The 23,233-nt window shown below is 61.3% G+C and carries 24 protein-coding genes and 1 riboswitch; of the genes, 7 read left to right on the forward strand and 17 right to left on the reverse strand.

Going from position 1 to position 23,233, the window contains the following annotated elements; all coding sequences use genetic code 11:
* Positions 1-8: 8 nt before the first annotated feature.
* Entirely contained in the window at positions 9-995 is a 987-nt protein-coding gene (gene moaA / locus ACJ8OK_RS07800; protein WP_004939778.1) for a GTP 3',8-cyclase MoaA, read from the reverse strand.
* Positions 982-1,126: riboswitch (molybdenum cofactor riboswitch) on the reverse strand. Its footprint overlaps the gene before it by 14 nt.
* Before the next feature lie 260 nt (positions 1,127-1,386).
* On the opposite strand from moaA, the gene ACJ8OK_RS07805 reads away from it, so the two are divergent.
* Positions 1,387-2,304: a gluconeogenesis factor YvcK family protein gene (locus tag ACJ8OK_RS07805; RefSeq protein ID WP_004939781.1), complete on the forward strand. Its 918-nt coding sequence runs from the start codon at positions 1,387-1,389 to the stop codon at positions 2,302-2,304.
* 6 nt (positions 2,305-2,310) lie between these two features.
* On the opposite strand, the gene ACJ8OK_RS07810 is transcribed toward ACJ8OK_RS07805, so the two are convergent.
* From ACJ8OK_RS07810 to ACJ8OK_RS07820, 3 genes are all read right to left on the reverse strand, one after another.
* Positions 2,311-2,577 carry a VF530 family DNA-binding protein gene (locus ACJ8OK_RS07810; RefSeq protein ID WP_048322430.1) on the reverse strand — a complete coding sequence of 89 codons (267 nt, stop codon included), beginning with the start codon at positions 2,575-2,577 and terminating at the stop codon, positions 2,311-2,313.
* 100 nt (positions 2,578-2,677) lie between these two features.
* Positions 2,678-4,690, reverse strand: a complete 2,013-nt coding sequence (gene uvrB, locus ACJ8OK_RS07815) for an excinuclease ABC subunit UvrB (protein WP_033633875.1) — start codon at positions 4,688-4,690, stop codon at positions 2,678-2,680.
* A 531-nt stretch (positions 4,691-5,221) separates the two neighbouring features.
* Positions 5,222-5,344, reverse strand: a complete 123-nt coding sequence (locus tag ACJ8OK_RS07820) for a hypothetical protein (protein WP_254901096.1) — start codon at positions 5,342-5,344, stop codon at positions 5,222-5,224.
* 454 nt (positions 5,345-5,798) lie between these two features.
* Here ACJ8OK_RS07820 and ACJ8OK_RS07825 point away from each other — a divergent pair, with 454 nt between their 5' ends.
* The gene (locus ACJ8OK_RS07825) at positions 5,799-6,521 is read left to right on the forward strand and encodes an ATP-binding cassette domain-containing protein (protein ID WP_085336501.1); all 723 of its coding nucleotides are present in this window, start codon (positions 5,799-5,801) and stop codon (positions 6,519-6,521) included.
* A 26-nt stretch (positions 6,522-6,547) separates the two neighbouring features.
* Here the strand turns inward: ACJ8OK_RS07825 and bioD are convergent, their stop codons facing one another.
* The 4 genes from bioD to bioB are packed head-to-tail and all read right to left on the reverse strand — an operon-like array spanning position 6,548 to position 10,154.
* On the reverse strand, positions 6,548-7,222 hold the full coding sequence (bioD, locus tag ACJ8OK_RS07830) for a dethiobiotin synthase (protein WP_235363728.1): 675 nt from the start codon (positions 7,220-7,222) through the stop codon (positions 6,548-6,550).
* A complete protein-coding gene (gene bioC, locus ACJ8OK_RS07835) occupies positions 7,215-7,982 on the reverse strand; it encodes a malonyl-ACP O-methyltransferase BioC (protein ID WP_015377013.1) in 768 nt (255 codons plus the stop codon). Before bioC ends, bioD begins: the two co-directional genes overlap by 8 nt.
* A complete protein-coding gene (bioF, locus tag ACJ8OK_RS07840; protein ID WP_085336502.1) occupies positions 7,966-9,117 on the reverse strand; it encodes an 8-amino-7-oxononanoate synthase in 1,152 nt (383 codons plus the stop codon). The genes bioC and bioF overlap by 17 nt, the downstream gene beginning before the upstream one ends.
* Positions 9,117-10,154: a biotin synthase BioB gene (bioB, locus tag ACJ8OK_RS07845; protein ID WP_025160023.1), complete on the reverse strand. Its 1,038-nt coding sequence runs from the start codon at positions 10,152-10,154 to the stop codon at positions 9,117-9,119. Before bioB ends, bioF begins: the two co-directional genes overlap by 1 nt.
* Before the next feature lie 88 nt (positions 10,155-10,242).
* On the opposite strand from bioB, the gene bioA reads away from it, so the two are divergent.
* On the forward strand, positions 10,243-11,517 hold the full coding sequence (bioA, locus tag ACJ8OK_RS07850) for an adenosylmethionine--8-amino-7-oxononanoate transaminase (protein WP_442530503.1): 1,275 nt from the start codon (positions 10,243-10,245) through the stop codon (positions 11,515-11,517).
* Positions 11,518-11,521: 4 nt separating this feature from the next.
* Here the strand turns inward: bioA and ACJ8OK_RS07855 are convergent, their stop codons facing one another.
* On the reverse strand, positions 11,522-11,923 hold the full coding sequence (locus tag ACJ8OK_RS07855) for a YkvA family protein (RefSeq protein WP_004939804.1): 402 nt from the start codon (positions 11,921-11,923) through the stop codon (positions 11,522-11,524).
* Positions 11,924-11,925: 2 nt separating this feature from the next.
* The gene (locus ACJ8OK_RS07860) at positions 11,926-12,201 is read right to left on the reverse strand and encodes a metal/formaldehyde-sensitive transcriptional repressor (protein WP_004939805.1); all 276 of its coding nucleotides are present in this window, start codon (positions 12,199-12,201) and stop codon (positions 11,926-11,928) included.
* A gap of 78 nt (positions 12,202-12,279) precedes the next feature.
* Between ACJ8OK_RS07860 and dmeF the strand changes: the two genes are divergently transcribed.
* Together dmeF and ACJ8OK_RS07870 are read left to right on the forward strand one after the other, a co-directional pair.
* The gene (dmeF, locus tag ACJ8OK_RS07865) at positions 12,280-13,248 is read left to right on the forward strand and encodes a CDF family Co(II)/Ni(II) efflux transporter DmeF (RefSeq protein WP_442530504.1); all 969 of its coding nucleotides are present in this window, start codon (positions 12,280-12,282) and stop codon (positions 13,246-13,248) included.
* A 32-nt stretch (positions 13,249-13,280) separates the two neighbouring features.
* Positions 13,281-13,763 carry a kinase inhibitor gene (locus ACJ8OK_RS07870; RefSeq protein WP_016928694.1) on the forward strand — a complete coding sequence of 161 codons (483 nt, stop codon included), beginning with the start codon at positions 13,281-13,283 and terminating at the stop codon, positions 13,761-13,763.
* Positions 13,764-13,827: 64 nt separating this feature from the next.
* Here ACJ8OK_RS07870 and pgl read toward each other — a convergent pair whose 3' ends face one another.
* Positions 13,828-14,823: a 6-phosphogluconolactonase gene (pgl, locus tag ACJ8OK_RS07875; RefSeq protein ID WP_048322424.1), complete on the reverse strand. Its 996-nt coding sequence runs from the start codon at positions 14,821-14,823 to the stop codon at positions 13,828-13,830.
* Positions 14,824-15,524: 701 nt separating this feature from the next.
* On the opposite strand from pgl, the gene ACJ8OK_RS07880 reads away from it, so the two are divergent.
* Both ACJ8OK_RS07880 and ACJ8OK_RS07885 read left to right on the forward strand, forming a co-directional pair.
* Entirely contained in the window at positions 15,525-17,495 is a 1,971-nt protein-coding gene (locus tag ACJ8OK_RS07880; protein WP_082996996.1) for an acyltransferase family protein, read from the forward strand.
* A 96-nt stretch (positions 17,496-17,591) separates the two neighbouring features.
* Positions 17,592-18,410 carry a pyridoxal phosphatase gene (locus tag ACJ8OK_RS07885; RefSeq protein ID WP_004939809.1) on the forward strand — a complete coding sequence of 273 codons (819 nt, stop codon included), beginning with the start codon at positions 17,592-17,594 and terminating at the stop codon, positions 18,408-18,410.
* 31 nt (positions 18,411-18,441) lie between these two features.
* On the opposite strand, the gene modC is transcribed toward ACJ8OK_RS07885, so the two are convergent.
* The 6 genes from modC to ACJ8OK_RS07915 all read right to left on the reverse strand — a co-directional run bounded on the left by modC (position 18,442) and on the right by ACJ8OK_RS07915 (position 23,233).
* Complete coding sequence (gene modC, locus ACJ8OK_RS07890; RefSeq protein ID WP_099981518.1) at positions 18,442-19,509, reverse strand: molybdenum ABC transporter ATP-binding protein ModC; 1,068 nt, start codon at positions 19,507-19,509, stop codon at positions 18,442-18,444.
* On the reverse strand, positions 19,510-20,199 hold the full coding sequence (gene modB, locus ACJ8OK_RS07895; RefSeq protein WP_015377003.1) for a molybdate ABC transporter permease subunit: 690 nt from the start codon (positions 20,197-20,199) through the stop codon (positions 19,510-19,512).
* Positions 20,196-20,969: a molybdate ABC transporter substrate-binding protein gene (modA, locus tag ACJ8OK_RS07900; RefSeq protein WP_049242112.1), complete on the reverse strand. Its 774-nt coding sequence runs from the start codon at positions 20,967-20,969 to the stop codon at positions 20,196-20,198. The genes modB and modA overlap by 4 nt, the downstream gene beginning before the upstream one ends.
* Positions 20,970-21,127: 158 nt before the next feature.
* Positions 21,128-21,277: an AcrZ family multidrug efflux pump-associated protein gene (locus tag ACJ8OK_RS07905; RefSeq protein WP_033633886.1), complete on the reverse strand. Its 150-nt coding sequence runs from the start codon at positions 21,275-21,277 to the stop codon at positions 21,128-21,130.
* A gap of 145 nt (positions 21,278-21,422) precedes the next feature.
* Complete coding sequence (locus ACJ8OK_RS07910; protein WP_060558821.1) at positions 21,423-22,211, reverse strand: ABC transporter ATP-binding protein; 789 nt, start codon at positions 22,209-22,211, stop codon at positions 21,423-21,425.
* A complete protein-coding gene (locus tag ACJ8OK_RS07915) occupies positions 22,208-23,233 on the reverse strand; it encodes a FecCD family ABC transporter permease (RefSeq protein WP_442530505.1) in 1,026 nt (341 codons plus the stop codon). The genes ACJ8OK_RS07910 and ACJ8OK_RS07915 overlap by 4 nt, the downstream gene beginning before the upstream one ends.

Raw genomic sequence — 23,233 nt, forward strand, 5'->3', positions numbered from 1 at the left:
ATTGGCTGTCAGCCGCCGATAAACGACAGGTTCTGGGTGATCCCGCTGTTGCCCTGATGCAGGAAATGGGTCTGCTTCTTGCTCAGCAGCCCGCTCTGGATGCGCGCCTTCAGCGCATCGAGCTGGCCGTCGTCCGCCAGCAGATCGCGCAGGGGCACCCCCTGCTCGCCGAACAGGCACAGGTGCAGATTGCCGATGGAAGAAACGCGCAGCCGGTTGCAGCTGGCGCAGAAGTCTTTTTCATACGGCATGATAAGACCCACCTCACCCTGGTAGTCAGGGTGGCTGAACACCTGCGCCGGGCCGTCGCTGCGGCCGCGCGCCTGGCGCTGCCAGCCCTGCTGTTCCAGCTGCCGGCGAATCACTTCGCCGGAAACGTGGTGTTTGCGAAACAGCTCGCCGCCCTCGCCGGTTTCCATCAGTTCGATAAAACGCAGCTGGATCGGCCGATCCTTGATCCAGGCGAGAAAGGCGCCGAGCTGCTGGTGATTGACGTCGCGCATCAGCACGGCGTTGACCTTGACCTTGCTGAAACCGGCGCTGAAGGCGGCGTCGATGCCGTCCATCACCTGGCGGAACTTGTCCTGGCCGGTGATGGCGTGAAACTGACGGGGATCCAGGCTGTCGACGCTGACGTTAATCGCCGTCAGACCGGCATCACGCCAGGCGGCGACGTCGCGCGCCAGACGGTAGCCGTTGGTGGTGACCGCCAGGGTACGGATGGCCGGGTTTTCCCGCACGGCGGCGATGATCTCGGTAAAATCACGGCGCAGCGAAGGCTCGCCGCCGGTCAGGCGCACCTTTTCGGTGCCCAGTTCGGCGAACGCGCGGCTGACGCGGCGGATTTCATCCAGCGACAGGAAGCTTTTCGGGCTGCCGCTCGGCTTGTAGCCATCGGGCAGACAATAGGTGCAACGAAAGTTGCACACGTCGGTGATCGACAAGCGCAGGTAATAGAACTTGCGCTCATAAGCATCAATGAGTTGCGGTACCATAACACCTTTCCAAAGTCGGGAGATGCGAGCGTTTCCCCTCTGCACCCTGGTGGCTGACTTCGCCACGGCCCAGGCGCCATATCGTTCCGGATGAACAACGTAGGCGCAGGGGCTAGGAGTTTGATTTCTCTTCCCGCTACCTTGAGTAGCCGGAATGAAACCGTGGTTTTCAGCAGAATTCTAGCGCTAATCGGCAACGATAGCCAACGCGTTAATTCGCTATATAATTGTCTATACAGCGTTTTTAGACGCCGTCTATTCGGGTAAACCATGATAAACATCGCTTGCGTGGACGAATTGACCAGAATCACGCAAATGACACTCTTTATCGCGTTTTTATGCCGGATCCGCTACCTTATGCCGGCAGTTCAGCCCCTTTGTAAGGAAATTTATGCGTAATCGTACCCTGGCCGATCTCGACCGCGTGGTGGCGTTGGGCGGCGGACACGGTCTGGGCCGTGTGATGTCGGCCCTGTCGTCCTTAGGCTCCCGCCTGACCGGCATCGTCACCACCACCGACAACGGCGGTTCCACCGGCCGCATCCGCCGTTCGGAAGGCGGCATTGCCTGGGGCGATACCCGCAACTGCCTCAACCAGCTGATCACCGAACCGAGCGTCGCCTCGGCGATGTTCGAATACCGTTTCAGCGGCAACGGTGAGCTGGCCGGCCATAACCTGGGCAACCTGATGCTGAAAGCGCTGGATCACCTGAGCGTGCGCCCGCTGGAAGCGATCAACCTGGTGCGCAGCTTGCTGAAGGTGGACGCGGCGCTGATCCCGATGTCGGAGCAGCCGGTGGATTTGATGGCGCACGATCACGAAGGCAATCACGTTTACGGTGAAGTGAATGTCGATCAACTGACTCTTATGCCGCAGGAGCTGATGCTGTCGCCCCCGGTCAACGCCACGCGCGAAGCGCTGGACGCCATCGCGCAAGCCGACGTGATCCTGATCGGGCCGGGCAGCTTCCTCACCAGCCTGATGCCGCTGCTGCTGCTGGACGATCTCACCCAGGCGCTGCGCCGCAGCAGCGCCAGCATGATCTATATCGGCAACCTCGGCCGCGAACTGAGCGTGGCCGCCGCGGCGCTGTCGTTAAAGGATAAGCTGACGCTGATGGAAGAGAAGATCGGCCGCCGGATGATCGATGCGCTGATTGTCGGCCCGGCGGTGGACACCAGTGAAGTGCAGGATCGGGTGGTGATTCAACAGCCGCTGGAAGCGAGCGACATCCCCTACCGCCACGATCGCCAGCTGCTGCGCCAGGCGCTGGATCACGCGCTGGTGGAGCTGGCCGCCCGCCGCTGACCGAATTTAGCCGTCGCGCCCGCGCAGCCAGGGATTATCGCTGGTCGGGGCGGGATGGCTGACCATATCGATATACAGCTCTTCCACCTCTTTGCGCGCCCAGGGCGTGCGACGCAAAAACTTCAGGCTGGACTTGATGCTCGGATCGCTGCGGAAGCAGTTAATGCGAATGCGCGCGCCCAGTTCGGACCAACCGTAGTGATCCACCAGTTTATTCAGCAGTTGCTCCAGCGTCACGCCGTGCAGCGGGTCTTTAGACTGGTGTTGGCTCATGTTCGGTACTCTTCGTGGTCAAATCGGGCCGCACACCATAACAGCTTTGACGCGGCCGACAAGGAATTTTGACGCCCACAGCGCGGGCGCCGTCCAACGGTCAGGAAATCGCGATGAACTGCTCGCGCAGCTGGTGGATTTCGTCGCGCAGCGCAGCCGCCTGCTCGAACTCCAGGTTTTGCGCATGGGTGTACATCTGCGCTTCCAGATCGCGGATTTTCTGATCCAGCGCTTTCGGCGTAAGGTTCTGCAGCTGAGCGCCGCTGTCCGCCGCCTTGCCCTTGCCTTTAGCCTTGGCGCGGTTGACCGGCTGGCCGATCTGCAGAATATCGCCGATCTTCTTGTTCAGCCCCTGCGGCACAATGCCGTTGGCTTCGTTATAGGCCTGCTGCTTGGCGCGGCGCCGCTCGGTTTCACCGATCGCCTTGGCCATCGAATCGGTGATGCGATCGCCATACAGGATCGCCTTGCCGTTCAGGTTACGCGCCGCGCGGCCGATGGTCTGGATCAGTGAACGCTCGGAACGCAGGAAGCCTTCCTTGTCGGCGTCCAGAATCGCCACCAGCGACACCTCAGGCATGTCGAGGCCCTCACGCAGCAGGTTGATGCCCACCAGCACGTCAAACTCGCCCAGACGCAGGTCACGGATGATTTCGACCCGTTCCACGGTATCGATGTCCGAGTGCAGGTAGCGCACGCGCTCGCCATGCTCTTCCAGGTATTCGGTCAGGTCTTCCGCCATGCGTTTGGTCAGGGTGGTCACCAGCACGCGTTCGTTGATCGCCGCGCGCTTGCGGATCTCGGAGAGCAGATCGTCCACCTGAGTGGCGACCGGCCGCACTTCCACGATCGGATCCAGCAGCCCGGTCGGGCGCACCACCTGATCGATCAGATCGCCGCCGGATTTCTCCAGCTCATATTTGCCCGGCGTGGCGGAAACATAGATGGTCTGCGGCGCCAGCGCCTCGAACTCCTCGAAGCGCAGCGGGCGGTTGTCCAGCGCCGACGGCAGACGGAAGCCGTACTCCACCAGCGTTTCCTTGCGCGCGCGGTCGCCCTTGAACATCGCGCCGATCTGCGGAATGGTGACGTGGGATTCGTCGACCACCAGCAGGCCGTCCGCCGGCAGGTAGTCGAACAGCGTCGGCGGCGGCTCGCCCTCGGCGCGCCCGGAAAGGTAGCGCGAGTAGTTTTCAATGCCCGAGCAGTAGCCCAGCTCGTTCATCATCTCCAGATCGAACTGGGTGCGCTGCGTCAGGCGTTGCTCTTCCAGCAGCTTGTTGTTGGCCAACAGCACCTTGCGGCGGTCCGCCAGATCGACCTTGATCTCTTCCATCGCCTGCATGATCCGCTCGCGCGGCGTCACGTAGTGCGACTTCGGGTAAATGGTAAAACGCGGCACCACCTGCTCAATCTGCCCGGTCAGCGGATCGAACAGCGATAGCCGTTCCACTTCTTCGTCGAACAGCTCGACGCGCAGCGCCAGCTCGTCCGATTCCGCCGGGAAGATGTCGATCACCTCGCCGCGCACGCGGAAGGTGGCGCGCTGGAAAGCCTGATCGTTACGGGAATACTGCAGCTCCGCCAGGCGGCGCAAAATGGAGCGCTGATCGATAATCATCCCCTGGGTCAGGTGCAGCATCATCTTCAGGTAAAGATCCGGATCGCCCAGACCGTAGATCGCCGACACCGACGCCACCACCACCACATCGCGCCGCTCCAGCAACGCCTTGGTGGCGGAAAGACGCATCTGTTCGATGTGCTCGTTCACCGAAGCGTCTTTTTCAATGAAGGTGTCGGAGCTGGGCACGTAGGCTTCCGGCTGGTAGTAGTCGTAGTAGGAGACGAAGTATTCCACCGCATTCTCAGGGAAAAACGCTTTCATCTCGCCGTACAGCTGCGCCGCCAGCGTCTTGTTCGGCGCCAGCACCATGGTCGGCCGATTCAGATCGGCTATCACGTTGGCGATGGTGAACGTTTTGCCCGAACCGGTGACCCCCAGCAGCGTCTGGTGCGCCAGGCCGTCTTCCAGCCCCTCTTCCAGCTTGCGGATGGCTTCCGGCTGATCGCCGGCCGGTTTGAACTCGGAATGCAGTTTGAAAAGTTTACTCATTGCTCGGCTACCCTGTGGAGATGCGCGCGCTCAGGCGGCCAGCCGGCTCTGCGCCGGATATGGCCCCTAATTATGGAAAGTGTCGGCGATTTGCGCCAGTGCCCATGATACTGGATATAAAACCAGCTTCAAGCGGATTCGTCGCTGCGCCCGGCACGGCGGCGATGCCGTTGCACCGTGAGGTTACAGCCGGGTGACATTTTTATTGTCAATAACAGATTTATCCCCAGAACTTGCCGCGAATTAACTTATTGATAGCACCGCGTCGAAAAATCATACATAGAGACCTGATCAATACCCTTGTGTCTTGATTTTAATTAATCTATTGATATATAAGATATTTAATAAAAAGACGAGAATGCGGGCAAAGCGAACAGAACCCGCGTCGGCTCTCGCTTTACAGCGTTTTTCTAAATCTAATGCACAAGGTTATCCACAGGAATAGTGGATAACTCTCACCGCCCCGCCCGGGGCGGGAGTTACAGAAAGAAAGCTTTTCGCCCTTTACACTCGCCAAAATGGCTTTTTTAGTTATTTTTTCATAAAAATATCGCTTTGTTTATGCCGATTAATACTAAAAATCCCCATTGCTAAAATCGCATTGCCCCCTTTCTCGCGGATCGCGCTTGACGGCGGCGCAATGCCTTGCACCATGCCCTCACCGCAGAGCACCACAAGAGTGCAAAAAACGTCCGGGTTAACTTCCCGGCGTATTTTCAGGCCGCCGCGGCAGAGCGCGTCAGGCCTGATTAGCGGTTAACAAGGCGATAACAACCTCCCGTTTTCACCCGGCGACAAAATTGGCCTGGGAGTTGCTTTATCTTCCTGCGTATCAATGCGGTGCGGCGGCGTGATGCGCTGCCAGCCGCAGCGTGTACGCCTCGCGGTGCTATCGCCTGTAAAAGCGCAAGAACGACACCAAGTCGTCACAAGCGTCGTTTTTAACGACATATTGACTGTCATTCCGTCCACCGCAGACCTTGCTCTGGCTCATCGGACGGACGGCATCTTGTTCCAGACATTGCCACACTCGGGAAATTCGCCGCGCATGCGGCCTTTGCTGTCCCCCGCCAACGAGTGAAACGAGCGTCTATGAGGAGAATGCCAAATGCTGAGCCTGAGATCGGTCAATCAATTCTACGGTCAAAACCACACCCTGTGGGACATCAACCTGGAGCTGCCGCGCGGCCAGTGCACCGTGCTGCTCGGGCGCAACGGCGTGGGCAAGACCACGCTGGTCAACTGCATCATGGGGCATTTGCCGGTAGTGAGCGGCAGCATGACCTGGCAGCCGGCAGATCAGCCGCCGCAAAACCTGCTGCTGCAACCGATGGAGCGCCGCGCCGCACTCGGCATCAGCCACGTCCCGCAAGGGCGGCAACTCTTCTCGCAGCTGAGCGTGGAAGAGAATCTGCAGGTGGCGCAGATGGCCGTGCGCGGCGCCCCTCGCCGCATTCCGCCGCTGATCTACAGCCTGTTTCCCAATTTGCGCCAGATGCGTACCCGCCGCGCCGGCGATCTGTGCGAAGGCGCCCAACGCCAGTTGGCGATCGGCCGTGCGCTGGCGCAGGAACCGGCACTGCTGATCCTCGACGAACCGACGGCGGGCATGCCGCCTTCGATCGCCGCCGACATCGGCAACGTGATCCGCAGGCTCAACTTTGAGTTGGGCATGACCATTTTGCTGGTAGAGCATCAGCTGCCGTTCGTGCGCCGGGTGGCGGACCGCTTTTGCCTGTTGGATAGCGGGCGCACCGTGGCGCACGGCGCGCTGACGCAGTTGGATGAGGCGCTGATCGGCGCCGGGCTGGCGGAACAGGACGGAGGATGAGGGAGCGAGGCTCCCTCATTGAGAGTTTATAACAGGCTGATATCCAGATACTGCCCCAGCGGCGCCCGTTCGGCCTGCGGCAGGTGCGGGATTTCACCCAGCAGCGGCGCCGGCAGCATGCGGCGCAGCGTGGCCAGGTATTCCTGATGCCGCCGCCCCGGCGGCGCCACGTCGTTGGCGATCCAACCGGCCAGCGTCAGCCCCGCTTGTCGCACCGCCTGCGCCGTCAACACCGCATGGTTGATGCAGCCCAGTTTGATGCCCACCACCAGGATCACCGGCAGTTGCTCCTGCTGCACCCAGTCGGCGAAGGTGTACTGCGCCGACAACGGAGTAAACCACCCGCCGGCGCCCTCGACCAATACCCAGTCGGCGCGCTGTTCCAGCCGGCGCAGGCCGTCGGACAGCCGCGCTGCGTCGATCGGCCGGCCTTCATCGGCGCTAACGATATGCGGCGAAGTCGGTTCGGCAAAAACGTAAGGGTTCACTTCGTCGTACCCCAGCGCCACGCTGCTGTTGGCCTGCAGCGCCAGCGCGTCGCCGTTGCGCAGCCCCTCGGCGGTCATCTCGCTGCCCGAGGCCACCGGCTTATAGCCGGCGCTGCGGTAGCCCGCCAGATTGGCGGCCTGCAGCAAGGCGCTGCTGGCGACGGTTTTCCCGACCTCGGTGTCGGTGCCGGTCACGAACCAACGTTTAATCACGATAAATCACTCCATAAGCCAGATGATAGCTGAGCGGGAACTGCCCCTGCCGGCACGGGTAAGCCGCCTGCAACGCAGCGAGACGGCCGCGCGACATCAGGCCGCCCTCGCGTCCCTGGTGCAGATGTGTCGCCCCGATGCCCTTGAGCGAACGCATCAGCGTCATCACGTCCGGGTAATTCAGGGTGCGCAGCTCCGTCACCAGCTCGTGTCGATAGTCGGCACAGGCGGCGCGGATCTGCGCCAGCGGCAGGAAGGCGTTCACATGACGTTCGCCGTCCACCTGTTGCCAGGCGTCCCCCAATTCCTGCAGCGAGCCCGCCGCCAGCGTGGAGAACAGGATCACACCGCCGGGCCGGGTGACGCGATACAGCTCTGCCAGCGCGGCGGGCAGATCGCTGCACCACTGCACCACCAGGCTGCTGAAACAGATGTCCATCGCCGCGTCGGGCAACGGCACCTGCTCGATATCGCCCAGCAGATAATGGTGCGCCGCCTGTTGCTGGCGGGCGAATGCCAACATCCCCGGCGCCAGATCGAGCGCCGTCACCTGCTTGCCGCGCTCGCGCCACAGACGGCTGAAATAGCCGGTGCCGCAGCCGGCATCCAGCAGCCGTTCGCCCGGGTGGGAACTCCCCATCCCCAGTAAGCGCTCGCCAACGTCACGCTGCAGCGCGGCGGCGGCGTCGTAGCTGCCGGCCGCGCGGCTGAAGGCCGAGGCGACCGCCTGTTTGTTCACTGTGTCATTGGCTGACGTCATGCAATACCTCCAGCAGGCGATCGATATCCTGCGGCTGGTGCGCCGCCGTCAGGGTAATACGCAGCCGCGCGCCGCCCGGCGGTACCGTCGGCGGACGGATGGCGCTCACCCACAGGCCGCGATCGCGCAGACGGGTCGCCAGATCGAGCGCACGCTGATTGTCCCCCACCAGCAGCGGCTGGATGGCGGTGTCGGAATCCGTCAGGGTCAGCGCCAGCGGCGCCGCGCCCTGGCGGAAACGCCGGATGTTGTCCTGCAGCCGGACGCGCAGTTCATCACCCTCTCGAATGCAGGCCAGCGCCGCCTGCAGCGCGCAGGCCTGCGCCGGCGGCATCGCGGTGCTGTAGATCAGATGGCGAGCGAACTGCAGCAGATACTCGGCGGTCGCCTCATCGCACAGCACTGCCGCGCCGCTGACGCCGAACGCCTTGCCGAAGGTCGCCACCAGCAGTTCAGGACGCACGCCCTGCTGCCAGCAGCTGCCGCGGCCTTGCTCGCCGCGCACGCCGACGCCGTGGGCATCGTCCACCATCAGCCAGGCGCCCGCCGCGCGGGTTAAGCGATGCAGCTCCGCCAACGGTGCGCCGTCGCCGTCCATGCTGAACACCCCTTCGGTCACCGCCAGCCGCTGCCCGTCGCAGGGTTTGGCCAGCAGATCCGCCAGCGCCTGCGGCTGGTTGTGCTGGAAGCGACGCAGCTCGGCCGGCGACTGAGCCGCCGCCTCCAGCAGCGAGGCATGGCTGAGGCGATCGGCCAAAATGCGATCGCCCTTTTGCATCAACGCCGCCAGCACCGCCTGGTTGGCGGCGTAGCCGGAGATGAACAGCAGCGCGCGCGGATAGCCGAGCCACGCCGCCAGTTGCTCCTCCAGCGCCTGATGCGCCGCGCTAAAGCCGGTGACGTGGCCCGAACCGCCGCTGCCGACGCCGTAACGCTGCGCGCCCTGCTGCCAGGCGGCGATCACCCGCGCATCCTGGCTCAGCCCCAGGTAGTCGTTACCGGAGAAGTTCAGGTAGAGACGATCGCCGAGCCGGATCTGGCGGCCGTTGCCGCCCTCGGTGGTCTGTCGCCGGCGGTAGGCGGCGTTCAAACGCCGCTCCGCCAGCGCCTGCTCGATGCGTTGTGGCCAGCTCATCACGGCGCCGCGTTGTAAAACTCGGCGGTATCGGCGTTCAGCAGTTGCTTGGCCAGCACCTGCTGTTGCTGGTTGTCGCCGTGTTCGGTTGCGGTCTGCTGCGGGTTGAGCCCCAGCTTGCGGAACAGCTGCAGGTCTTTGTCTTCTTCCGGATTCGGCGTGGTCAGCAGCTTGCAGCCGTAGAAGATGGAGTTGGCGCCGGCCATGAAGCACATCGCCTGCGTCTGTTCGTTCATCTGTTCGCGGCCGGCGGAGAGACGGACATAAGAGGCCGGCATCATGATGCGCGCCACCGCGATAGTGCGGATGAAATCGAACGGATCGACGTCATCGTTATCCGCCAGCGGCGTGCCTTTCACCTTCACCAACATGTTGATCGGCACGCTCTCCGGCGGTTTCGGCAGGTTGGCTAGCTGCACCAGCAGCCCGGCGCGGTCGCGCACCGTTTCACCCAGCCCAACGATGCCGCCGGAGCACACTTTGATGCCGGCGTCGCGCACTTTGTCGAGCGTATCCAGGCGTTCCTGGTAGCTGCGGGTGGTGATGATGCTGCCGTAGAACTCCGGCGAGGTATCGAGGTTATGGTTGTAATAATCCAGCCCGGCTTCCGCCAGCCGCTCGGCCTGAGTACCGTCAAGCGTGCCCAGCGTCATGCAGGTTTCCATGCCCATCGCTTTCACGCCCTGCACCATCTGCTGCAGATAAGGCATATCGCGCTCGTGCGGGTTCTTCCACGCCGCGCCCATGCAAAAACGGGTCGAGCCGTTCGCCTTGGCCTTGCGCGCCGATTCCAGTACCTGCTCGACCTGCATCAACCGCTCCGACTCCAGGCCGGTCTTGTAGCGTGAGCTCTGCGGGCAGTATTTACAGTCTTCCGGGCAAGCGCCGGTTTTGATCGACAGCAGTGTGCTGACCTGCACCTGACGCGGGTCGAAGTGCTGACGGTGTACGGTTTGCGCTTCGAACAGCAGTTCCAGCAGCGGTTTATCAAACAGGGCCTGGGCTTGCCCTACTGTCCAGTGAATGCGGTCGGCCATCATGGCGTCTCCAAAACGAAAAAGTGTCGCCAGTTTAAATATTGCGGATATACTGTCAACCAATCTTAATTCAATTTGGTTTACAAGTATGTCTGTCACCGCTTCCGACCTGGCGTTTGACCAACGTCATATCTGGCACCCCTACACCTCCATGAGCCGCCCGTTGCCCTGTTACCCGATCGAGTCGGCCAGCGGCGTCGAGCTGCAGCTGGCGGATGGCCGGCGCCTGGTGGACGGCATGTCCTCCTGGTGGGCGGCGATCCACGGTTACAACCATCCGAGTCTGAATCAGGCCGCCAGCCAGCAGTTGGAGAAGATGTCGCACGTGATGTTCGGCGGCATCACCCATCCGGCCGCCATCTCGCTGTGCCGTCGGCTGGTGGAAATGACGCCGGAAGCGCTGCAGTGCGTGTTCCTGGCAGATTCCGGTTCGGTGGCGGTGGAAGTGTCACTGAAGATGGCGCTGCAGTACTGGCAGGCGCGCGGCGAGCGCCGGCAGCGCATCCTCACTCTGCGCCACGGCTATCACGGCGATACCTTCGGCGCGATGTCGGTCTGCGATCCGGACAACTCGATGCACAGCCTCTATCAGGGCTATCTGGCGCCGCACCTGTTCGCCACCGCGCCGCAGTGCCGCTTCGACGAGGAATGGCGCGAAGAAGACATTGCGCCGTTCGCCGCGCTGCTGGAGCAGCACGCCGGTGAAGTGGCGGCGGTGATCCTGGAACCGGTGGTGCAAGGCGCCGGCGGCATGCGCATCTACCACCCAACCTACCTCAAGCGGGTGCGCGAGCTGTGCGACCGCCATCAGGTGCTGCTGATCGCCGACGAGATCGCCACCGGCTTCGGCCGCACCGGCAAGCTGTTCGCCTGCGAACACGCGCAGGTGGTGCCGGACATTCTCTGTCTGGGCAAGGCGCTGACCGGCGGTTACATGACCCTTTCCGCCACCCTGACCACCCGCCACGTGGCGGAGACCATCAGCAACGGCGCGGCCGGCTGCTTTATGCACGGGCCGACCTTTATGGGCAATCCGCTGGCCTGCGCCGTGGCGGACGCCAGCCTGGCGCTGCTGGCGGAAAATCGCTGGCAGGCGCAGGTGAGCGCCATCGAGGCCCAGCTGAAACAGGAACTGCTGCCGTTGGCGGCGCTGCCGAAAGTGGCGGACGTGCGGGTGCTGGGGGCGATTGGGGTGGTGGAGATGCGCGAACCGGTGGATGTCGCCGAGCTGCAGCGCGGGTTCGTCAAGCGCGGGGTATGGATCCGGCCGTTCGGCAAGCTGATTTACCTGATGCCGCCTTACATCATCGAAGCGGACCAGCTCAGCCGCCTGACCGCCGCCGTGGCTGCCGCCGCGCGTTAATGCCTTACCAATGCTGGTCGAGATAGCGGGCCAGCAATCCCAGGCACAGCAGCCAGAGTAAAATGATCATCGCCGCCGCCATGCGGCCGGTGGGGTTGTCGACGCGCTGTTGCGCCTTCTCGCGCAGCTCGGCCATCAGCGGCTTGGGGATCAGGCGCACCGCCAGCATGATGCCCAACGGTACGATAATCACGTCGTCTAGATAGCCCAATACCGGAATGAAGTCCGGGATCAGATCGATCGGCGAGATCGCATAGCCGGCCACCAGCAGTGCGATCAGCTTGGCATACCACGGGGTGCGCTTATCACGGGCGGCCAGCCACAGCGCGTAAATATCGCGCTTGATGCCTTTGGCCCAACGGCGCAGCCAGCCGAACCACGGCGTGCGTTTTTTCAGTGAAATCATGATTACTTCATATAAGAACGTAAAACGGTCATCAATTGCTCGATGTCCTGCTCGCGCTGCTGCGGCGTCGCGTCCGCGGCAGCCAGATGTTCGCGCACATGCCCTTCCAGCACCTGCGCCATTAAACCGTTGACCGCGCCGCGCACCGCCGCGATCTGCTGCAGCACAGCAGAACATTCGCCGCCGCTCTCCAGCGCGCGCTCCAGCGCTTCGGCCTGCCCTTTAATGCGGCGCACCCGCGCCAACAGCTTCTTTTGATCTCTGAGGGTATGGCTCATTATTTCCGCCTGATTGTTATTTACTATACTGGGGTATAGTATATTTCAGCACACTACCTTTTGCTGAGGAACTTCACCATGACGTCTCACGCGCCCGCTTTGCACCGCGAGCACAGCCACGTTTTTGACGATGGTAACCCATTGGCCGAAAGAAACACCAGATGGGCGGTGATACTCACCGCCAGTATGATGGTCATCGAGATAGCCGGGGGCTGGCTGTTTAACTCGATGGCATTGCTGGCCGACGGCTGGCACATGAGCTCGCATGCGCTGGCTCTGGGCCTGTCGCTGCTGGCTTACGGCGCCGCACGCCGGTTGGCCAAGGCTCGCCGCTTCAGCCTCGGCACCTGGAAGATAGAAGTGCTGGCCGGTTACACCAGCGCGGTGTTGTTGGTGCTGGTGGCGGCGCTGATGCTGTTTCAGTCAGCGCAGCGGCTGCTGAATCCCAGCCCGATTCATTATAACGAAGCCATCGCCATCGGTACGATCGGGCTGGCCGTCAACCTGCTCTGCGCCTGGCTGTTGCGCGGCGGCGGCCACCATCACCACCACGGGGATCACCACGATGACCATCATCATGACCTCAACCTGCGTTCCGCCTATATCCACGTCATCGCCGACGCCGCCACCTCGGTGTTGGCCCTCGTCGCGCTGTTCGGCGGCAAGCTTTGGGGCGCCGCCTGGCTCGATCCGTTGATGGGCATCGTCGGCGCGATGATGGTGGCCGCCTGGGCCTATAGCCTGATGCGCGATAGCGGGAAGATTTTGCTGGATGCCGAAATGGACGCCCCCGTGGCGCAAGAGATGCGTCAGACCCTGGCCACCTCCGGCCACTCGCTCACGCTGACAGATTTGCATTTAGGCCGCATCGGCAAAGGAAAATATCATTGCGTCATCGCCCTGAGCAGCGCCGATCGCGCCCTCACCGCCGACAGGATACGTCGACTGTTGGCCGTTCATCCCGAACTGGTGCATGTTACCGTCGAGATCAACCGCCCGCCGCTGGCGCAAGGGGTTGTATTGTTCCACCAAAAAGATCTAGCTTAAGGGCTCAGCTTTTATCGCAACTGGGAGTCATTATGGCTTTTCGTTTGTACAGCAACGATCTGCAGGACGGCGGCACAATGCCGCAGACGCAGGTTTTCAACGGCATGGGCTACCACGGCGATAACCTGTCGCCCCACCTGGCCTGGGACGGCGTGCCCGAGGGCACCAAGAGCTTCGTCGTCACCCTGTACGATCCTGATGCCCCAACCGGCTCCGGCTGGTGGCACTGGGTGGTGGCCAATATCCCGGCCGACGTGCGTGAGCTGCCGCAGGGCGCAGGCTCCGGCAAAGCGCCGCTGCCGAGCGCCGCGCTGCAAACCCGTACCGACTTCGGCTCGGCCGGTTACGGCGGCGCCGCGCCGCCGAATGGCGAAAGCCACCGCTATCAGTTCACCGTGCACGCGCTGGACGTGGAAAGCATCGAGGTGGATGAAGGGTCCAGCGGCGCTCTGGTGGGCTTTAACGTCCATTTCCACAGTCTCGGCAGCGCCACGCTGACGGTGATGTTCAACTGATCCCCCGCCAATAAAAAAGCGCGGTCAACCGCACCGCGCTTTCCACTCGAGTCTGGCTGACGAATTACTTCGCCAGCACGCTTACCCACATCGGGCCTTTGCCCACCGGATAACGCGCCAGCGTAGTCAGCTTACCGCTGGCCTGATCAATTTCATGCACCGCGATGTGATCGGACTTCTGGCCGGACGAAATCACGAAGCGGCCGCTGTGATCGATATTGAAACCGCGCGGCTGCGTTTCGGTCGGATAATAGCCGACCACGCTCAGCGTGCCGCCGTCTTCGGAAACGCTGAAGAGGGTCAGAATGCTGGCGGTGCGATCGCTGGTATACAGGAAGCGGCCGTTCGGCGTGATATGAATGTCCGCCGCCCAGCGGGTGCCGTCGAAATCGCTCGGCATGATGTCCAGCGTCTGCGTCACGCTGTATTTGCCGCCGTTTTCCGAAATGGCCAGCACGTCTACCGTGCCGTTCAGCTCATTGACGCAGTAGGCGAACTTGTCGTTGTGGTGGAACGCCATATGGCGCGGGCCGGCGCCGGCGGCGATATCCACCGCGTCCTGCGCGTGCGGCGTCAGCTGGCCCGCCAGGCTCAGGTTAAACAGACGGATGCGGTCTTCTTTCAGGCACGGCACCAGCACCAGCTGGTTGGTCGGATCGATGTTCGCCGAGTGCGGCGCGTTCAGGCCGTCGATCTGTTGGATCGGCGCCGTTACTACGCCGTCGTGGCCGATCGGGCTGATGCTGGCGCAGTTGCCGCTGTAGGAAGCGGAGAACAGGTAACGCCCCTGCAAATCAGTCGAGATATGGGTCGGGCTGCCCGGCAGCGGCGCCATGCCGGCCTGCTGCAACGTGCCATCCGCCTCGATGCGGTAGCTGACGATACCGAACGCCGGACGCACGCCGACGTACAGGTGAGTCTTGTCCGGATGAAGGGTCATCGGCTGCACCTGGCCCGGCACGTCAACGGTTTGCAGCAGCGCCAGCGCGCCGGCGTCGTCCAACTGCCAGACGTGGATCTGCTGGCTCTCCGGGCTGGCGACATAAACGATTTGCTTCATGTGTTCTCCTTGCAAAGGGTAAAAGAGGAACCGGTTTCAGGCCGTTCGCTTGCCCCTAGCTTACCGCACATCCGTCGCATGGCACTACCGCATTACGCTTAAATCCCCAAGCCACATTCTTTCCCCCCCAGACAACATCCACGTTCAAAATGCCAAAAGCCATCACCCTAACGTCTGCTGCGATTTTCTTATCGGAAACGAGCAGTCATAGAGAATGGAAGACAGACTCACGAATTATTGATAAATTAAAAAGCCTGCTCAAAAATTAAAATAGAATTTGCCGCCGAACGGTTAATCCTCTTTACATTAGCAATACACATAACCACCTGGCGTCACTAAAAACATAATTAATATAAATAACAAGAAACAAATCATAATAGATATAGATATATTAATAATATAAAAAATATCAATTAATCTATACATAACATATTGCCGCCCAAGGTCGACACAGACACGCCCATGACTCGCTGGACATAGCAGTTATGTCGAGTTTGGCATGCCTCCTATGCCAGTGGCGTGCCCCTTTAATAATTCACCTAATGAATTAATTTGACTGATTACATAAATACAAATGAAAAATAATTAAGAGGAATGAATAAAAACTTCAATCGCGATTGCAATAACACCATGGAAAAGCGTGCCCGCACTCCTTATGGATGACTATAAAAAACCCAAAATACATTTACTGAGTAATAGATATGCTTTCTTCTTCACAGAATTTCAGACATGACATCAACGGGCTTAGAGCCTGGGCAGTGATCGCTGTCGTACTTTTTCATTTCGGCATCCCGGGTTTTTCCGGCGGCTTTGTCGGCGTAGATGTATTCTTCGTCATATCCGGTTTCCTGATGATGCAGATCATCATTACCGGCCTGGAACAAGATCGTTTTTCACTTTGGCGCTTTTACCTGGCTCGAGCCCGTCGCATCATTCCCGCCCTACTTGCGCTCTGTTCGACCTTACTGTGCCTGGGATGGTTCTGGTTACCAACGCTGGATTACAGTCAACTGGCAAAACATGCCTTTACCGCCATACTCTTCCTGTCTAACGTGAAGTTTTGGAAAGAAGCCGGCTATTTTGACAGCGTATCCCATGAAAAATGGCTGCTGCATACTTGGTCGTTATCCGTAGAATGGCAGTTCTATATTATCCTGCCGCTGGCCCTTATGTTGATATGGCGATTGGGGGGCAAAAACGGCTTCATGCGCTTCATCATTTTAGCCGGCGCGGTCTCCTTTGGCTTATCAATCATCATGTCTTCCCTCGCGCCCTCCGCCGGTTTTTTTCTTATCCCAACCCGAGCCTGGGAAATGCTTGCCGGAGGAATCGTCTGGCGGTTAACGCAAAACCGAACGCTCAGCGGAAAAAGACGTATTTATACGGAATGGCTTGGGATGCTATGCATCGCGATAGCCATCGTGGGATGTGATGCCAGTAAACCCTGGCCCGGTTACAACGCCCTGTTGCCGGTTATCGGCGCCATGTTGGTGCTTGCCGCCGGCCGCCAGGATTCCCCCTTGACCTCAAACCCCGTCGCTGCACGTCTGGGTGTTTCATCCTACTCTATTTACCTTTGGCATTGGCCGATTGTGGTGCTGCTTGTCTACACCAATGCTCAATCCGAGATGAAATGGGTAGTTGCGGGATTACTGGCCAGCGTGTTGCTTGGCGAGTTGTCGCTTCGTCTTATAGAAACCCCTGTCCGCAAGTGGCTTTCAAGGCAAACAACGCGTCAATCAGTGTGTACAATCGGAATCGCTACCATGCTGGTTGCTGCGCTGTGTGTCACACTGTTTACCGTTAATTTCTCCGGCAGGTTACCGCAGCAAATCGATCTGATCGCCAACGAAAGTACCAACATGCTCGCCAACAGAGATGAATGCTTCGCCAAGTCCGGCTTCAGCTCGCCATCCTGTATCTATGGAGGCGAAAATATTCGGGTTATCATCGTTGGCGATAGCCACGGCGATGCGATGATCTCTGCAGTCGAGTCCGCCCTGCCAAATCAAACTGATGGGCTTCTCAATCTCACTTATGCAGGCTGCCCAACGCTCTTCGGAGCCAACGTTGTTCCCGGCGCGCTTGACGATAATATTCAGTGCAGCGCATTCAATCAGTGGATAAAAGAAAAACTATCCACGCTGGACAACAATATCCCCGCAGTCGTGATTAACCGAACCAGTGCTTACGCCTTCGGCCAGCAAATTGCGGGCGCGAAGCAGAACCAACCATCGGTGTATTTTTCGAAGGTATATCGTACCCCTGAGCCGGGATTTTTGTCCGAGTTCAAAACTTCACTCGTCGACACTCTGTGTGAAATGGCTACAGAACGGCAAATTTATGTTGTGCGTCCGGTGCCGGAAATGCTCGTCAATGTGCCAAAAACACTGTCGCGCCTGCTGAGTTTTGGCGGTTCAGAGCCCGACATATCCATCTCCGAAACAGATTACCGACAACGTCATGCTTTTGTCTGGCAAGCTCAAGATGAAGCGGCGAAAAAATGTGGCGTAAAAATTTTGGATCCGCTTCCTTACCTGTGCGAAGACGGCAAGTGCGCGGGAACTCACAATGGGCGGCCCATCTATTTTGACGATAACCATCTTAGCGAATATGGCAACAAACTTCTGGTACCGATGTTCAAAACTCTGTTCTCATCAGCGTCCAAATAAGTCATCGGTCGGCGATAGCAGGCAGACCGAATTGTTTGCATCAGAGCGAAGAGGTACCATCGGATTAATTTTATGGCTAACGATAACGAGAACCCTATGAGCTACCGCGTCATCGCCCTCGATCTTGACGGCACCCTGTTGGACAACCAAAAACGCATCTTACCGCAGTCGCTGGAAGCGCTGGCGCAGGCGCGCGCCGCCGGCGTCCAGGTGGTGGTGGTCACCGGCCGCCACCACGTCGCCATCCATCCGTTTTACCAGGCGCTGCAGATAGATACCCCGGCCATCTGCTGCAACGGCACCTACCTGTATGATTTTCAGCAGAAAAAGGTGCTGGCCGCCGATCCCTTGGCGAAGGAGCAGGCCAAACAGGTGCTGCAGATGCTCAAACAGACCGACATTCACGGGCTGATGTACGTTGACGATGCCATGCTGTATCAGGAACCGAGCGGCCACGTGATTCGCTCGCTGGCCTGGGCCGAAACCCTGCCGGCGGCGCAGCGCCCGACGCTGCTGCAGGTCGGCAGCCTGACGCAGGCGGCCGACGACGCGCAGGCGATCTGGAAATTCGCCACCTCGCACGCCGATATTCCGGCGCTGCGCGAGTTTGCCGACACGGTGGAAAAAGAGTTGGGGCTGGCGTGCGAATGGTCCTGGCACGATCAGGTGGATATCGCCAAAGGCGGCAACAGCAAAGGCAAGCGCCTGCGCCAATGGGTGGAGTCGCAGGGGTTGAGCATGGATCAGGTGGTGGCGTTCGGCGACAACTACAACGACATCAGCATGCTGGAAGCGGTCGGTTTGGGCGTGGCGATGGGCAACGCCGATGACGCCATCAAGGAACGTGCCGATCTGGTGATCGCCGATAACCTGCAGCCGGGCATCGCCGAGGTGATCCGCACCCGCGTGCTGTAGTCTTTTCGCCCTCCCGCCGAGAGGGCCCGCCTTAACGGCTCTCGCGGCTGATCGACACGCTTTTCACCTGCGCATACAGCCACTGCCCGGGGCGGATCGCCAGTTCATCGCGCGCCCATGGCGTAATGCGCGCCCACAGCACGTGTTCGCCGACCGCCAGTTTCACTTCCACCTGCCCGTCCACGTCCAGACACTCGCTCACCTTGGCTGGCAAGACGTTGCGAATACTGCTGTTGACCGGCGGCTGCAGCACCAGCGAGACGTCGGCGGCGTTGATGCGGATGCGCAGTTGGGTGCCCAATTCAGCGTCGATGCCGCTGACCCACAGCCTTTGATCGCCAAGCGCCAGCGCCGTCATGGCATAACGTTGATGATGCTCGATCACGCTGACGCGCAGCACGCTGCTCTGATCTTCACGCTGCAGCCACGGCCGCAGCGCGCTGCTGGCCCAGACTTCTTCCAGCCCGCCGAACGCGCGCACTTCGCCGCGATCCAGCACCATCACCTGCTCGGCCAGCCGCAGGATCTCGTCCAGGCTGTGGCTGACGTAAAGGATGGGGATGTTCACGTCCTGCGCCAACCGCTCCAGATACGGCAGCAGCTCGCGTTTGCGCGGCAGATCGAGCGAGGCCAGCGGTTCATCCATCAGCAGCAGTTCCGGCGCGGTCAGCAGCGCGCGGCCGATCGCCACCCGCTGTTTTTCACCGCCGGAGAGCGTCAGCGGCAGCCGGTGCAACAGCGGCCCGATGCCCAGCAGCTCGACGATGGTATTGAACTGCGCGCGCATGCCGGCCGCCATGCCGTACTGCAGGTTGCCGCGCACCCGGTAGTGCGGGAACAGCCGCGCATCCTGAAACACATAGCCGATACGGCGCTTTTCCGGCGGCAGGCAGAGGCCGGAGGCGGTATCCACCAGCGTACGGCCATTGAGCGCGATGCGCCCCTGCTGCAAACGGGTCAGGCCGCCGATGGCGTTGATCAGGGAGGTTTTGCCCGCGCCGGACAGGCCGAAAATCGCGGTGATGCCCTGCGCCGGCAAATCGGCGCGGACGTTGAGATTGAGGTCGCCCAGCTGCTGCGAGAAATCCAGCTCCAGCATTTACACCCCCATCCGTTTGCGGCCCCAGCGGGCCAGCCATTCGGACACCATCAGCGAAGCCAGCGACAGCACGATGGCGATAACACACAGACGCGCGGCGGCGGCCTCCGCCCCCGGCGTTTCAATCAGCGTATACATCGCCAGCGGAATGGTGCGGGTTTCACCGGGAATGTTGGAGACGAAGGTGATGGTGGCGCCAAACTCCCCCAGCGAACGGGCGAAGGCCAGCACCACGCCGACAATGACGCCGGGCAGCGACAGCGGCAGCGTGATGGTGAAAAACACCCGCCACGGATTGGCGCCCAGCGTGCGCGCCGCCTGCTCCAGCCGGGTATCCACCGCCTCCAGCGCCAGCCGAATGGCGCGCACCATCAGCGGAAACGCCACCACCGCCGATGCCAGCGCGGCGCCGCGCCAGCTGAAACTGAAGCTGAAACCGAACCAGTCATACAGCCACTCGCCGATAACGCCGCGCCGCCCCATGGCGATCAGCAGCAAATAGCCGACCACCACCGGCGGCAGCACCAGCGGCAGGTGAATGACGCCGTCCAGCAGCGCCTTGCCGGGGAAGCGGCAACGCACCAGCACCCAGGCCATCAGAATGCCGAACGGCAGGCTGCAGACCACCGCCAAACCGGAGACTTTCAGGCTCAGCTCAACCGCCTGCCACTCGTACTCACTCAGAATCATTTACGCGGGGTGAATCCATAATGTTCGAAAATAGCGGCCGCTTCCGGGCTCTTCAGATAGGTATAGAAAGCGCTGACCGTCGGATTTTGACGATCTTTCACCATCGCCATCGGATATTCAACCGGTTTGTGGCTGTCTTCCGGGAACACGCCCACCACTTTCACCTTGTCGCTGGCGACCGCGTCGGAGCCGTAGACGATGCCGAGCGGCGCTTCACCGCGCTCCACCAGCGCCATGGCGCTACGCACATTGTTGGCGCGCGCCAGTTTCGGCTCCAATGCGCTCCAGGCGCCCAGGTGTTCCAGCGCTTCCTTAGCGTAGATGCCGGCCGGCACATGATCCGGATCGCCCACCGCCAGGCGGCCGCCGTTGAGCAGCTTGGCCCAGTCGGTCTGCTTGTCGATGGCGATCTTGTCTTGCTTATCGCTCTTGGCGGCGATCAGCACCAGTTCATTGCCCAGCAGCGTGTAACGGGTGTCTTTTACCATCTGCTGCTTGTCGATGGCGTAATCCATCCACTGCTGATCGGCGGAGATAAACAGATCGGCCGGAGCGCCCTGCTCAATTTGGCGCGCCAGCGTCGAGGACGACGCAAAGGAGGAAACCACCTGCACGTCCTTGCCTTTTTGATACTGGGTGGCGATGTCCTGCAGCGCGTTGGTCAGCGACGCGGCGGCGAACACGGTGATCTTTTCCGCCGCCGCAGCCTGAGCCACCAGACCCGATGCCAGAACGATCCCGCCAACCCATTTAGTCCATTGCTGTTTCATTGTTTTTCTCCGCAAGTTAACGTGCATTATCACTCTTCGTTATATAAAAAATAATATAACGTTGCGCGAAAGCTTGTCATGCGGTTTATCGGCAAAGCGTGAGATAACTTGAGGAATGCCCGCCGGGGAATGCCGGCGGGTATCGGGATGGGGAACGGTCAGTGCTGGGCGCGGTTTTCTTTCGAACGGCCCACTTTGGAGAAGACGTTGAACACTTCGCCAAAACCGTAGATCAGGCCGAGAATGAGCGCCATGACCACCGGCACCATCACCACGGCGAACAACAGACTTTTCAATAATTCCAACATGATAGCCTCGCTTAACTGCCCATTGAGCGGCAAATGCCTTTCACCGCATATCCGGTTATTCTAACCCAAAAAAATCGGTAAAACGGAGTTATTTTAGCCAGCGAGGCGAAATTGTGATCGGCCAAACGTGCCCTTTCAGCCGCCCTCATCCCGGCGCGGGGTAATAGATCAACGGCGGCGCATAGCCGGCGGGCGCCGCCAGCCTGGCCTCCACACCGTATACCGCGTGAATGTTCTCCGGCGTCAGCGCCTGCCGCGGCGCGCCCGCCGCACAGATCCCGCCCCGCTGCAGCAGCGCGACCCGATCGCAATAACAGGCCGCCAGATTAAGGTCGTGCAGCGTCACCACCACGCTGAGTTTCAGCCGCCGCAGCAAGGCCATAAACTGCTGTTGATGGGCGATATCCAAATGGTTGGCGGGCTCGTCCAGCAGCAGCCACGGCGTTTGCTGCGCCAGCGCGCGCGCCAGATGCACCCGCTGCCGTTCGCCGCCGGACAGCCGCTGCCAATCGCGGTCGGCCAGGTGGCTGATGCCCACTTGCTCCATCGCCTGCCCGGCGAGGCGGCGATCCTCGGCGCCGAAACCGCGCCAGCGGCCGGTATGGGCCAGGCGCCCCAATAATACAGCCTCCTTCACCGGCAGCGCGAAGGCGCCGGGGGCGGATTGCTCGAGAAAGGCGATGCGCCTGGCGCGTTCCCGCGCGGAAAACTCAGCGAGCTCGCGCCCTTCCAGCCAAACGCGGCCCCCGGCGGCGGTCTGCAGCCCGGCCAGCAGCTTAAGCAGCGTCGATTTACCGCTGCCGTTGACGCCGAGCACGCCGGTGATCTCACCGGGCAAGGCGCAGAAACTGAGATTTTCCAGCACCGTACGCGCCCCCGCTCGCCAGCTCACCGCCTCGGCGCACAGGCCGGATCGCGCTTTTTCAATCGTCATGCATTGACCTTTCGATACAGCAACAGCAGGAATATCGGCACCCCCAGCAGCGCCGTCAGCACGCCGACCGGCAGCTCGCGCGGGGCAAACAGCGTTCTGGCCAGCGTGTCCGCCGCCACGGCGAACAGGGCGCCGCACAGCGCGCTGGCCGGCAACAGCAGCCGATGCCGCGAACCGACCAGCCGCCGGGCGACGTGCGGCACCGTCAGCCCGATAAACCCCACCGCGCCGCTGAACGCGACGATCGCCGCCGTCAGCGCGGTGGCCGCCACATACAGCAGCAGCTTCAGCGGGGCCACCGTCACCCCCAGCGAAGCGGCGGTCACGCCGCCAAACGCCAGCGCGTCCAGTTCGCCCGCCCACAGCCAGCAAAGCAGCAGCGTCGCCGCCAGCGCCAGCCCGCACAGCCCGACCTGCGGCCAGCGCGCGTCGCTGAACGATCCCAGCAGCCAGAACATCACGCCGCGCGTGGCGTTGGCGTCCGCCTGCCAAAGGGTGATCAGCGAAGTCAGCGCGGAGAGCAGCTGCGTCACCGCCACCCCGGCCAGAATAAACAGCGTGGACTCCCCCTGCAGCGAACGCCCGGCCAGCAGCATCACCAACGCAAACGCCGCCAGCGCGCCGATAAACGCCCCGCCGGACACCGACAGCAGGCCGCCTCCCAGCCCCAACACCAACACCGTCACCGCCCCCACGCCGGCGCCGGAGGAGATCCCCAGCACCCAGGGATCGGCCAGCGGGTTGCGGGTCAGCGACTGCAGCACGGTGCCCGCCAACGCCAGCCCGGCGCCGGCCAGCGCCGCCAACAGCGCGCGCGGCATCCGCAGCGACCAGATGATGCGCTGATACACCTCGGCATCGGACGCTGCGCCGCCGCTGACGCCGAGTACAATGCGCCAGGCGTCGCGCCACGCGATCGGCGCGGGCCCCGACAAGGTGGCGCCCAGCAGAGCCAGCGGCAGCGCCGCCGCCAGCAGCAACAACCAGCCGGCCTCACGGCCGGGCAGTAACCGCCGGCTCAT

It is taken from the genome of Serratia sp. CY71090 (assembly GCF_052166845.1).
GTDB classification, from domain to species: Bacteria; Pseudomonadota; Gammaproteobacteria; order Enterobacterales; family Enterobacteriaceae; genus Serratia; species Serratia nematodiphila.